Origin of the sequence: Trichocoleus sp. AS-A1, assembly GCF_039962015.1 — a bacterium.
Taxonomy (GTDB): domain Bacteria; phylum Cyanobacteriota; class Cyanobacteriia; order Cyanobacteriales; family FACHB-T130; genus FACHB-T130.
The window spans coordinates 148,924-161,425 of record NZ_JAMPKG010000006.1 but is presented as its reverse complement, the minus strand read 5'-3'; the positions used below and the strand labels follow the sequence as shown (position 1 = coordinate 161,425).

Sequence of the window (12,502 nt, the reverse complement as noted above, 5' to 3'; positions counted from 1 at the left end):
GGATAGGTCTAATAAAAATGCTTTCCCTTCCCCAAGAACCCTCTATCGTCCTCGTGGTAGACGACGACAGAATCATGCGTCAGCTACTGTGTCAAGCAATGCAACAGGAAGGATACCAGGTTGTTGAAGCGAGCAATGGAGAGGAGTGCTTGAGTGCTTATGTTCGCTTTCAGCCGCATATTGTCTTGCTCGATGCCATGATGCCGGTAATGGATGGCTTCACTTGCTGCTCCAGGCTACAAGACATCCCTTCATGCGATCGCACTCCCGTATTGATGATTACAGGTCTTGACGACAAAGAATCCGTTGACCGAGCTTTTGAAGTCGGAGCCATTGATTTCGTTACCAAACCTATTCACTGGCCCGTACTGCGTCAGCGGGTGAGGCGTTTAATCCAACAATTTCAACTTTATCAACAACTGGAGGTGGCAAACCGAGACTTGCAGCGACTTGCGACCTTCGACAGTCTGACGGGACTGGCAAACCGCCGTCGATTTGATGAGTATCTTGGTCAAGAGTGGCGGCGAATGTTACGCGAACAACTGCCCCTGTCTCTCATCTTCTGCGATATCGATTTTTTCAAAACCTACAACGATACTTACGGGCATCAAGCTGGAGATATTTGTTTACAAACTGTTGCTAGTGCCCTGTTTCGGGTGGTCAAGCGCTCGACAGATTTAGTCGCACGCTATGGCGGCGAAGAGTTTGCAGTGATTTTGCCTAATACCTCTGCTGCGGGTGGGTTGCAAGTCGCAACGGAAATTCGACAGGCTGTGAAATCTTTAGAAATTGTTCATGCCAAGTCTGCTGTTAGCCAGTATGTAACGCTGAGTTTGGGTGTTGCTGGCGCGATTCCTTTGCATGACGCCTCGCCAGAAGCGTTACTTAAGGAAGCTGATGAGGCGTTGTATCGGGCAAAAGCAGGGGGACGCGATCGCGTATGCTCCTAGACGCAGCTTCTTGCGACGATGCATCGGTGGATACAATCAGCCACGCAGATATAAAGGGCGATATTAAAGTGCGATCGCACGAGTCAAGTTAATATGCACAAATCATCTGAAAAAATTAAAACTGCAAAATCAAATTAGTAATTTTTAATTTTTAATTTCTACAAGAGGTGAGCGGTGAAAAGTCGTAGAGCATTCGTGTCTCTCCTGCTGTTGGTGGCTCTCTTAAGCATCGGTACAGACTCAGTGGCAAAACCTTTGCAGGTTCGACTCAACCGACGGTTAGAAGTCGTTTCCTATGCAGGTAAAGTCACCTATAAACTTAGAGACGCTGCCGGGTCGGTTAGAGTCGGCTTGCGCCTTGAGGATGTGGGGGATACTATCACGACGGGCGACGAGTCTAAAGCCGTCCTAGCCGTCGATACCGGCGTTGGCTTCGTGAATGTCTCAGAAAATACCACTCTGCAAGTACAACAATTGCAGACAATGCCTGATGGGGGAAGAATTACGCGACTTCAAGTAAAGGGGGGACAAGCTCGCCTGGAGGTACGACCGTTTACGAATCCTAATTCGCGGTTTGAAATTGAAACACCTGCCGGTTTGAGTGGCGTTCGCGGGACGCAATTTGGTGTGAGCGTCAAACCCAATGGCAAAACGAGCGTTGCCACCCTAGAAGGGAGCGTGGTCGAGGAAGCTCAGGGGCAAGCGGTAGAAGTCAATGCTGGGTTTCGGACTTTAGTGATTCCTGGCGAACCCCCTTCCCAACCAATTCCTTTGAAAGAAGAGGGTGAATTAGAGATCCGAGTTCTAGCGGCGATAGAGGGCGATCGCGTACGCATTCGCGGTCTAATCGATCCGTTCAATCTGTTGATCGTGGCGTCTACTTTACAGAATGTGGAGCGCACGGGTGAATTTGATATTACAGTACCACTGCCTAAGCAACGGAAAATTCAAGCGGTTGTGGTAACTCCTTTGGGACAACGGCAGGCGTATGAACTGCTGGTTCCGTAAGGTTGCTCGTTAGACTTGCTCAGTGCATTTTATCTGCAACCCTTCTCCCTAAAATCGCTTCGCTTTTGCCAACACATTTTATGTTCGCAAAAGCGAATTACGCGATCGCTTAAACCTTTCGACAATAATAGAATTTAGAACCTTGGGGCATCTCAACTGACTTTTTTGGATGACCGGGGAGTGTCGTTTTGATTTAAACCCCCGGTAGATTGAGACTCTTTAAAACACCCCTCTTAAACAACAAACTCAAATGCGCTTTGATTGCCCAGCTTCCTGGCATGATTTCCAGGATGAAGCCTTCGTGCTTACGTTCCAGCAACCCCAATCGCATCTAGAACGTCGCCAACTAGAGAAAGCGCTGCGTCAAAAGGTAGGGAAATTGAAGCAATATTTTAGCACCCTCTTCCAACCTGCCTCGATGTACTTCATCCCAGTGCAGGTGGGGACAAATCAACCGCAAGTTTGGAATGCAGGCACATTCGCAGCCGAAGGCAGGAAAAATAAAGCATTCTTCACGGATGCCAACAAAGCGTGCGGGCTGTGTTGGGACAACTTTTTAAAAGTTTTTGCCGATTTATTTACGGGCGCGATCGCTTTATGACGGACATGACTCCTGCTTACCAGGCAGAGGAACGCTATGTCCTAGCCGTTAATGCCGGTCAAGTAGGACTTTGGGACTGGGATCTCCAAACTGGTGAAATGTATCTCACCGCTAGCTGGAAAGCGATGCTGGGCTATCGCGAAGACGAAATTGACAACCGTATAGAGGCTTGGCTCCATCTGGTACATCCGGATCAGCGGGAATGGGTGATGACGGCTGCAAGTATTTATCTCGAAGGGTTGACACCCCAGTATGAAATCGAACATCGGATGATCCACAAGAATGGCAATATCCGGTGGTTTCTCTGTCGGGGGATTGCATTTCGAGATGAGCAAGGCATACCTTATCGTATGGCAGGGTCAATCACTGATATCACCGAGCGCAAGCGAACCGAGGAAGCGCTTCAGGAAAGCGAGTATCGGTATTACACCTTAGCTAAAATGTCGCCGGTAGGGATTTTCCACACAGATGTAGAAGGGAACTGTTTGTATGTCAACGAGCGCTGGCGCGAACTGGCAGGATTAACCCTGGCGGAAGCACTCGGAGAAGGTTGGACGAGAGCGCTGCATCCCGACGATCGCGATCGCGTCATCAGCGAATGGAAGCAGGCGATAATAGAAAACCGGCGATTTGCCTCAGAGTATCGGTTTGGGCGTGCGGATGGAGTCGTCACCTGGGTGTTTGGTCAGGCGGTGGCGGAACAAGGAGTAGCCGGTGCGACGGTTGGTTTTATTGGCACGCTCACCGATATCACCGAACGCAAGCAGGCGGAGGAGGCACTGCGACTGCAAGTTCTCAGGGAGCAACTGATAGGGGCGATGCTAGAGCGCATCCGTCAGTCTCTCAATCTCAGCGAGATTTTGAACACGACGGTGGCAGAAGTGCGGCAATTTCTAGCCTGCGACCGGGTGATTATTTATCGTTTCGAGGCAGGCTGGCGCGGGGTTGTGGCGGTGGAGTCTGTAGACCCCAATTGGACTTCGATGCTGGGAACTCCCGTCTACGATCCCTGTTTTAAGGAAAAGTACGCCCAGCTGTATCAGCAGAGTCGGGTTCAAGCAATCGCAGATATTTACAACTCAGGACTGGGCCAGTGTCATATCGATGTGCTGGAGCAGTTTCAGGTTAAAGCGAACTTAGTCGTTCCGATTCTGCAAGGGCAACAGTTGTGGGGGTTGCTGATTGCTCATCATTGTTCGCAACCCCGACATTGGCAACCGTGGGAAATCGATCTGCTCTCTTCTTTGGCGATGCAGGTGGGTATTGCGATTCAACAAGGGCAACTCTATGAACAATTGGAGGCAGCTAACCAAAAGTTGCAGCGCCTTGCGACTTTGGACGGTCTGACGGGTCTGCCGAACCGACGCCGGTTTGATGAGTACCTAGATCAGGAGTGGCGGCGTCTGAGACGAGAAAAAGTCCCCCTGTCTCTGATCTTGTGCGATATTGACTTTTTCAAACTCTACAATGACACCTATGGTCATCAAGCCGGGGATACTTGTTTAATTACCGTCGCCAGTGCGATCGCTCAAGCTGTCAAGCGACCAGCGGATTTAGTCGCTCGATACGGGGGCGAAGAATTTGCCGTAATTTTGCCCAACACTACACAAAATGGGGCATTGCAAGTGGCAGAAGAGATTCGAGTGGCAGTGCAAGACTTAAAGATTGTCCATAGCCATTCTTTAGTTAGTCAGTATGTGACGCTGAGTTTGGGCGTTGCGACTACGGTTCCCGACTGCGATACTTCACCAGAAATATTGTTAAAGACAGCGGATGAGGCGCTTTATCAGGCAAAAGCTCTGGGACGCGATCGCGTTAGCCGATGCTGCTCTTAGCCACTCTTCGGGTTAGTGTCTGCGGTTCTTAACAGCTATAACCATCCGGCACTTTCCCGATGACCTGTGATGAGTGAAGTTTAGTCTATTTTTAAAAATATCGTTACAATTATAACTTTTTAAAGTTGTTTTCCCTAATCCAGCCAGCTCCCAACTTCTTAGCTTTATAGAGCAATTTTATAGGGTTATGAGACTTTACGATTACTTTTTTTTGATGAAAATTGCCCTTAAATTTTAGACTGCTAAGACAACAAAATAGTTCCTTGAATCTTTCATAGATTTGTGCCACTTTCCAAACAGTCCACTGGTAGGAAGCCTCTATTTGAAGAAATGCTACTTCAACCCATTGCCAGAGGTAAAAACATTATTCAGGCACTAAAATATTTACTGTTATTTTGGGATTTAAAGAGCTTAAAGCCATTGCCTGTAGGGGAATACTGAGACTTAAAAGATTTAGCAATCCTTGATTTGAGCGGGCGGAAAAAATTTTTATGGATTTCTGGAACCTTTTGCTTTGGCTAACGACTTTGAATGTAACAAAGCAACTGAAAACCAGAGAATTGAAGGAAGTAATTATGAATCGCGCTCTCAAATCCGTAGCTAAGATTTCCGTACTATCTGCACTAGCGATCGCTCCTGTTTTAATGTCTAGTTTGGATGCTTCTGCAAAACCCACTGGAACACGAGCAAATTATGTCGGAGTTGGTGGTTCTGCTAGCGTTACAAATGGCGGACAAGATGGCGATGCTGCCGCAGTCGGCGGTGTGATTCAAGGCCGCTATGCGGTTCCCAAGACGCCAGTTTCTATTAGAGGTTCCGTGCAGTTCACCAACGAAACCAGCACTATCATTCCGATGGTTACTTATGATGTGCCTGTTACCAATAAAGCCAACTTCTACGTTGGTGGTGGCTACGGTTTGCATGAATCGGAAGGCAAACCATCTACCTTCGGCAACCGCAATGCGCCTGTAGTCACGGCTGGCGTCGAAGCAGAAGTTGCCAAGAACGTTGTAGTCTTCAGCGATGCCAAACTGGGAATCAAGCCTTACGAAAACAGTCCCGCTTCTTCTGTTAGCGTCCAGCTAGGAGTCGGCTACGGATTCTAAGATTAACGCTCTCTCTATCGTTCTTGGCGGTGTTTGGTTCGAGATATTTTGACTTAAGTGACTTCTAACAAAGTGGGACAGGTTGATAAAGCCTGTCCCACTTTGTTTTTATAGCGGTTCTCACTTGGGTTTGATACACCGCACAGTAGGGTAGCTATGCTAACCTACCGATGGAGCTGATTCAATGGACGGCTTAAGACTGCTTGGCTCAAAAATCGGGTTAGGCACGAAAGACTTGACGCTCTTACTTGCATCACTGCATCACTGCATCAAGGTGTGGCAAACCCAAGGGCGTCCTCTGGGGATATCCCTTTCTGCAAGAATTGTTAAAATCTAGGGATTTTCTCACCTATCGCTAAAGATTAAGAATGGTGATAGTACCATGAATGTATACGCCGTAATCCCGATAGATTTTCCGGTGATCCAGTTCAACCGTTCAGCCCCCTAGTTTCCGATGGTTAAATCTCCGATTTCCCCTGTTCAAAAGCTTTCTAAAGTAGAAGGACTCAAAGAACGCAGCAACTTTTTACGCGAACCTGTGGCAACTGAGCTACTGGAAGACACCAACAGCTTCACAGAAGATGCCACCCAGATTCTCAAATTTCACGGATCGTACCAGCAGGATAACCGGGACAACCGGGTGAAGGGTCAGGAAAAAGATTACCAGTTCATGCTGCGTACCCGTAATCCGGGGGGCTTCATTCCACCACAACTGTATCTGACCTTAGACCGACTGGCTGAGGAATATGGCAATGGAACGCTACGCGCTACGACTCGCCAGGGTTTTCAGCTGCATGGAATTTTAAAGAAAAATCTCAAAGCATCCATCGCTGCCATCATTAAAAACATGGGGTCAACGCTGGGAGCCTGCGGCGACCTCAACCGCAATGTGATGACGCCCCCAGCGCCTTATAAAAATCGCCGGGACTACGAATATACCTGGGAGTATGCCAACAATATTGCTGACCTACTGGCACCGCAAACAGGTGCATATTATGAAATTTGGCTAGATGGCGAAAAGTCCATTAGCGCGGAAGAAAACCCAGAGGTAAAGGCGGCGCGGCAACGCAACGGCAACGGCACCGTCGTTCACGGGAAAGAAGAACCGCTATATGGCGATCGCTATATGCCCCGGAAATTTAAGTGTGCCGTAACGGTACCAGGGGATAATTCGGTTGACCTCTATTCCCAAGATGTCAGCTTGGTGGTGATTACCAACACCGAGGGAGAACTAGAGGGATTTAATGTCTTTGCGGGTGGTGGTTTAGGACGCACTCACAACAAAGAAGAGACATTTCCCCGGATGGCAGATCCCATCGGGTATGTAGAGAAACAAGATATCTACGATCTGATCAAAGCAATTGTCGCCACTCAAAGAGATTATGGCGATCGCACTAACCGCCGTCATGCGCGGATGAAATACCTAATCGAAGATTGGGGCGTCGAGAAGTTCCGCGCCAAAGTCGAAGAATACTTTGGCAAACCGCTGGCAGCTTTTAAAGAGTTACCGCCCTTTAAATACAAAGATTTCTTGGGATGGAACGAACAAGGCGACGGCAAGCTGTTTCTAGGAATTCCGATTGAAAATGGTCGGGTAAAGGACGAAGGTAACTTCAAGCTAAGAACTGCACTGCGGGAAATCGTGCAGAAGTTCTCGCTACCGATTCGCCTGACACCCAACCAAAACTTGCTGTTTTACGAAATTGACCCGGCGCAGAAAACCGAAATTCAGCAGATTCTTGACCGCTGTGGCGTTCAGGCAGACCCCAATCAACTTGACCCATTGGTGCGCTATTCGATGGCTTGCCCCGCAATGCCGACTTGCGGCTTGGCGATTACCGAATCGGAACGGATCATGCCGGATCTCTTGAATCGGGTTCGGGCGCTGCTGAAAAAAGTGGGATTGGAAAACGAACACTTTATCGTGCGGATGACGGGTTGCCCGAATGGTTGCGCTCGTCCCTATCTGGCAGAATTAGGATTTGTCGGGAGTGCGGCTGAATCTTATCAGATTTGGCTAGGGGCTTCACGCGACCAAACGCGACTCTCTAGAGCCTATATGGATCGGCTGCACATCAACGAGCTAGAAACCGAATTAGAGCCGATTTTCGTTTACTTCAAGCAGTCGCGGCAACCCCAAGAAGGTTTTGGGGATTTCTGCGATCGCGTCGGTTTTGATGCGATTCGTCAATTTACAGTTGACTATGAGTCAGAAGCAGTCTCTCCTCAGTCAGATACCGGGTTGATTAATGAGGTGGTGCTGCCAGAAGAATCAGAAATTGCAGTTGCAGCTAAAATCCGTCGTCGGATCAATGTCCGGGATGATGTTTACAGCCGCTTGAAAGCAGAAGCAGCCCGTCAGGGTAAGCCCATGACTCAATTGGCAACTGAGGTAATCGAAGCTTTCTTGCAGGCGAATCAAAAGCCTAACGAGTAATCCGGCTGGCGACTCAGTAATCTTAAAGTCTGGTTGATTCCCCTAATTTCCCAGAACCCCAACCCTTTCCCGCTTGCGGGGAGGGGTTCTTTATATGATGGGCAAGTAGACGGATTTGAGATGAGTCTTCAATCATTCAACTCAGCCGTAACAAAACGCCCGGAGAGACTCTACCTCCGAGTTACATCTAGGGATTGATGGATCTAGTAGCAGAAAATACCAAAATTTCAACATCAAGGATTAAAAAATCAATTCTGCATTTGTGGATTCGCGATGCAGATATGGCAATCGGAGGGAAAAATGACTGTAGCTGAAAATAAGCGTGCTGTGGGGGTATTTTCTAATCGTCAAGATGCAGAAACTGCACTCGATGAAGTTAACAAAACTGGCTTCCCAATGGATAGGGTTTCGGTAATTACCACACAAGCAAAACCTGACGATCAACTTGCCGGTGCGAATATGAGCGATCGCATTGGTGATGAAGCTAGCGTCACTGCTGCCACAAAAGCCAACGCAAATACTAACGTTGGGCTGTTTGGTGGCATATTCACCAGTCTTAGCACTTTAGCAGTTCCTGGTGTGGGGGCTGTAATGGCAGCGGGTGGTCTGGGCTTGACACTAGCCGGTACGATTGCTGGTGTTGGGATTGGAACAGCGGCAACGAATCGCCTGATTGAGGCATTAACCGATCTCGGCATTCATGAAGATGATGCTAAAGTTTATAGCGATCGCCTGTTCTACAATTACTATTTGGTAATTGTGGATGGAACAGACGAGGAAATCGCCAAAGTTGAAGGAGTTTTTCGCGAGCGGGGAATTCAAGATTGGGCTGTTTATAACCGACCCAACGATTCACCTGTCTTGTCCTAAATTTCCAAGAATACCAAGATCCAATTTTCACCAAGTTAGGTGAATCTAGATTTGAGAAAGTTTCACTAAACTTTTCTCAAATCTATTTTGTCCTTACTTTTTTGTTGATCGGTAGTGGGGAATTGTGCCCTAACTTTCCCCCTAAACTGATTGCTCAATCAATTCCTACGATGGTTGCGGTGATTGTTGGATGGGAATCTCGATCGCAAATTCTGCTCCTCGTCCCGGTGCCGAAATGCACCGCAACTGTCCCCCATGTGTCTCTGTCACTATCTGATAGCTAATTGCTAATCCCATCCCGGTTCCTTTGCCAACCGCCTTGGTGGTGAAGAAGGGGTCAAATAACCGTTGCTGAATATCTTCAGCAATCCCCGCTCCATTATCTGCAATCCGAATCGCAATTTGTTTTGATGCCAAAACTTGCGTGCGAATTGTAATTCGACCGGGGTTGGCTTGCCGGTCTTGGTAGCTGCGCTTGAAGTTAAACTCCTCTATAGCATCAATCGCGTTGCTGAGGAGGTTCATAAATACCTGGTTGAGTTGTCCGGCATGGCACTCAATTTTAGGTAACTGACCATACTCCTTGACAACTTCAATGGCTGGATGATCTGGCTTCGCCTTAAGACGGTTTTGCAAAAGCATCAGTGTGCTATCAATGCCCTGGTGAATATCCACATCCTTGACTTCTGATTCATCCAAACGGGAAAACACACGCAGCGAGTAAACAATATCACGAATACGCTGAGCGCCAACTTGCATCGAGGCAAGGAGTTTGGATAAATCTTCTTTGAGAAATTCCAGTTCCATGTCCTCTGCTTTGTCTTGAATCTGGGGCGTGGGCTGAGGATACTGCTCTTGGTACAGCTGAATCAACTCTAGTAAATCTTGGATGTAAGAGCTGGCATGAGTGAGATTGCCGTAGATAAAGTTGACTGGATTATTGATTTCGTGGGCAATGCCTGCTACCATCTGACCCAAACTAGACATTTTCTCGCTCTGGACCAGATGGAGTTGGGTCTGGTTAAGTTTGCTCAGCGTTTGGTTGAGCAGTGTAATCTGTTGTTGGGTTTGGTTGTAAAGCTGAGCCTGAGTAATGGCAACTGCTAACTGATCGACAACTGCTTTGAGTAATTCCCGATCTAGTGGACTTAGGGAATGAGCGTGCAACCCAATGAGATAGCCGCAGCAGCCATCTAGAAGCGGGATAGGGAGTGCAAGGTAGGCGTGAGCTTTCAACTCTAGAGGTGTTTGCTCTAACTCAGCATCAACAAACAACAGATGAAGTGCTTCTGTCTGCTGTAGACAAGCTGCTATGTCTATACACGAATTGGACTGAAACTTTCTTGGCTGAATCGTCAATGTTTGGGCGTGAGAGTCGCCAACCAGCTCAAGGGTTTGGGATTGGGGATCGTACCAGCCAAACAGCACTCTATCAAGCTGTGTTAAGGTTGCCAGTTCTGTAACCGTCGTCTGAACAATGGTTTGTAGCTCTAAAGATTCTCGAATGCGACGCACCAAACGATTCAGTAGAGCTTCCTGTTCGGCACGAGTGCGAGTTTGCTCAAACAGCTGCACCTGTCGCCATGCACCCATTAGGGCAATCAGCAACAATCCGCCTAAAACGGTCGCTAGGAGGTTGAGTGCGCCTAAGTTAGATTCGATATTCTGGCGAGGAATAACCAGCGCAATTGACCAATCCGCTTCCTTTAGGGGCACGTAGGCAACGTAGTTCCAGCTGTCATTGACTCGTATTAGTTTAATCCCTGCTTGTTTGGCAACCATTGACTGGGCGATCGCTGCCAGACCCGGATTGGAAGATTGTAAGAAGCTGGGTGCCTGACGCTCTGCGGAGCCAATCATCTTGGGGTCAGGGTGGGCAATCGCCACCCCTGTGGAGTTGAGTGCAAAGGCATAGCTGCCAGCTCCCTCTTGGAGCCTGCTGACTACCTGAATCACTCGGTCAACTTTAATCGCTCCACCCATTGCTCCCAGCACTTGAGTCCCTGAATCCCCCATAATTGGAGCGCTGATATTGATTTGTAGAAGGCCTGTGGTGCGACTGACTACGGGATTCGCGGCACTGACTTGCCCTGACATTGCCTTGATAAACCATTCCCGGTCTTTAATATTTTTGCGATGAGGACCGACGCTGGTATTCGCACCCCAACCCTCGGAGTTGACAATTGACAGCTGGTGAATTTCTTTAAACCGTTGCAATTCCGACTTTAAATAAGGCTGGGCGACTGACCAATCTATAGAGCGCACGAGGGGACTGTTCGCCAGCATCTCTACCTCAGTCTTCCGATTAGATAGCCACTGGTCAATCTCATCTCGTCCCTGCTGGACTTTCAGTAAGGCTTGTTGCTGGAGGTTCTCCAGAATCAGTCCCCGCACAACCTGATAGCTAACTACAGCGATCGCACTCACCCCCAAAGTTGACCCTGCCAGTATCGATAAAACAATTAGGTCACGAGGTTGCCATCTTTGCTTGTAGCGATGCTGCTTTTTTGGCAGCCTTAACCAAAACGCTTTAGAAAAATTGAATTTCCCCAATTTGGGAAATGCTTCCCGGCTACTTTTTTGGCTAGCTGAGTTAGCCTGGTTGTTTAGGATGGACACTCTTACTGCTACCTGCTATCGACTTGAGAAATAGGAGATTTCCAAGGAATTTAAGATTGCAAAAGTTGAAAGAGTTCAATGTTATGCTCCACAATCAGCTAGTTTTCTCTAAGAATCATATGGAGATGTTCTGCTCTCGCAACTCTTTTACCTGTAAATTTAGATACTACCACCGGATAATTGAACCAGCATTGGCACAATTGCTGAATCTTCATCCTGTTAAAAATCTCAAGTTTAAAGGTCAATTGAATAAATTCGATTCTTCCTCAAGTCGCGAGCAATGAGCGTGTCGAGGGAACTCAAGCTCAGTGCGGCTTAGGGTTAACAATGGATTCGCAAGTTAAGCTCGCATCTTTTCCCTTTTCGGGCAGGGCATTGGGAAAGGATACCTATATTTTCCAGCTTTACAGATATATCGCACATTCTGCACCCCTACTGTCACAATCGGTTATTTCGGTTTTTTTTCCTAACAAAGGTGATTTCTTATACAAAAAAATGTAAATATGTTTTGCGATCGCAAGCCCAAAATTTTTAAATGTCGAAAATTCGGAGTATGGCAGTTTAGGTTGTGGAATGGGGGTTAAATCAGCGTGCAGATAGCGGCTGGTTGTGCAAGCAGCATTCTTCCGCTCCAGGGTCGCCTGCATTAGATGGTACGGGGAGAGATCGCCTGTGAAAATTGACCTGTTCAAAGACAGTTACTTAGTGATAAAAATCCTTTCTGTCAATGACTAGGAGGGGAAGAGAATGAAGAGAAACTAGCCCCATTCTGGCTAATAGATGGAAGGATATCGCACCGGCTATCGTTCAATTTTACGCATTAAGATAGAGGGATTTGTGCCCAAGAACCACACTTGAACAGCTAGAGGTGGCGGGGTTAGTCCGCGAGACTCGCCCGCGGCTTGAACTTTCACAGGAAAAGTTCGCAACGCTACTTGGGGTATCGTTCCATAGTGTGAATCGATGGGAAAACAAACGAACGTGCCCCTTACCACTCGGTTGGAAGCAGATTGAAACACTGCTGCAATCATAATGGGGGAACAGGTCGAAGACGACTAGCCAGGTATTTCGAGGAG

Annotated in this window: 10 protein-coding genes; 9 read left to right on the top strand and 1 reads right to left on the bottom strand. The window is 47.8% G+C overall.

From position 1 onward, the window contains the following. The first annotated feature begins 17 nt into the window (after nucleotides 1-17). The 8 genes from NC994_RS06915 to NC994_RS06880 all read left to right on the top strand — a co-directional run bounded on the left by NC994_RS06915 (nucleotide 18) and on the right by NC994_RS06880 (nucleotide 8,807). A complete protein-coding gene (locus NC994_RS06915; protein WP_190437050.1) occupies nucleotides 18-950 on the top strand; it encodes a PleD family two-component system response regulator in 933 nt (310 codons plus the stop codon). Nucleotides 951-1,124: 174 nt separating this feature from the next. Beyond that, nucleotides 1,125-1,958 (top strand): FecR family protein, encoded by an 834-nt coding sequence (locus tag NC994_RS06910; protein ID WP_199299675.1) that lies wholly within the window; start codon nucleotides 1,125-1,127, stop codon nucleotides 1,956-1,958. Between the two features lie 250 nt (nucleotides 1,959-2,208). Continuing rightward, a complete protein-coding gene (locus NC994_RS06905; protein ID WP_190412657.1) occupies nucleotides 2,209-2,559 on the top strand; it encodes a hypothetical protein in 351 nt (116 codons plus the stop codon). Further along, on the top strand, nucleotides 2,499-4,394 hold the full coding sequence (locus NC994_RS06900) for a diguanylate cyclase (RefSeq protein WP_190437047.1): 1,896 nt from the start codon (nucleotides 2,499-2,501) through the stop codon (nucleotides 4,392-4,394). The genes NC994_RS06905 and NC994_RS06900 overlap by 61 nt, the downstream gene beginning before the upstream one ends. Before the next feature lie 491 nt (nucleotides 4,395-4,885). Then, nucleotides 4,886-5,500, top strand: a complete 615-nt coding sequence (locus NC994_RS06895; protein ID WP_242030581.1) for an outer membrane beta-barrel protein — start codon at nucleotides 4,886-4,888, stop codon at nucleotides 5,498-5,500. Between the two features lie 184 nt (nucleotides 5,501-5,684). Further along, nucleotides 5,685-5,837, top strand: coding sequence for a hypothetical protein (locus NC994_RS06890; protein WP_190412655.1), 153 nt, complete (start codon nucleotides 5,685-5,687; stop codon nucleotides 5,835-5,837). Nucleotides 5,838-5,954: 117 nt separating this feature from the next. Further along, nucleotides 5,955-7,937 (top strand): sulfite reductase, ferredoxin dependent, encoded by a 1,983-nt coding sequence (sir, locus tag NC994_RS06885; protein ID WP_190412654.1) that lies wholly within the window; start codon nucleotides 5,955-5,957, stop codon nucleotides 7,935-7,937. A 300-nt stretch (nucleotides 7,938-8,237) separates the two neighbouring features. Then, nucleotides 8,238-8,807 (top strand): general stress protein, encoded by a 570-nt coding sequence (locus NC994_RS06880; protein ID WP_190429239.1) that lies wholly within the window; start codon nucleotides 8,238-8,240, stop codon nucleotides 8,805-8,807. Between the two features lie 165 nt (nucleotides 8,808-8,972). Here the strand turns inward: NC994_RS06880 and NC994_RS06875 are convergent, their stop codons facing one another. Next, complete coding sequence (locus NC994_RS06875; RefSeq protein WP_347276595.1) at nucleotides 8,973-11,426, bottom strand: ATP-binding protein; 2,454 nt, start codon at nucleotides 11,424-11,426, stop codon at nucleotides 8,973-8,975. Nucleotides 11,427-12,294: 868 nt separating this feature from the next. On the opposite strand from NC994_RS06875, the gene NC994_RS06870 reads away from it, so the two are divergent. Continuing rightward, entirely contained in the window at nucleotides 12,295-12,459 is a 165-nt protein-coding gene (locus NC994_RS06870; protein ID WP_339380422.1) for a helix-turn-helix domain-containing protein, read from the top strand. Nucleotides 12,460-12,502: the final 43 nt, after the last annotated feature.

Bases quoted from the DNA above. Each gene is read 5' to 3' on its own strand.
- NC994_RS06915 (WP_190437050.1), top strand. From the start codon at position 18: ATGCTTTCCCTTCCCCAAGAACCCTCTATCGTCCTCGTGGTAGACGAC.
- sir (WP_190412654.1), top strand. From the start codon at position 5,955: ATGGTTAAATCTCCGATTTCCCCTGTTCAAAAGCTTTCTAAAGTAGAA.
- NC994_RS06890 (WP_190412655.1), top strand. From the start codon at position 5,685: ATGGACGGCTTAAGACTGCTTGGCTCAAAAATCGGGTTAGGCACGAAA.
- NC994_RS06895 (WP_242030581.1), top strand. From the start codon at position 4,886: ATGGATTTCTGGAACCTTTTGCTTTGGCTAACGACTTTGAATGTAACA.
- NC994_RS06905 (WP_190412657.1), top strand. From the start codon at position 2,209: ATGCGCTTTGATTGCCCAGCTTCCTGGCATGATTTCCAGGATGAAGCC.
- NC994_RS06880 (WP_190429239.1), top strand. From the start codon at position 8,238: ATGACTGTAGCTGAAAATAAGCGTGCTGTGGGGGTATTTTCTAATCGT.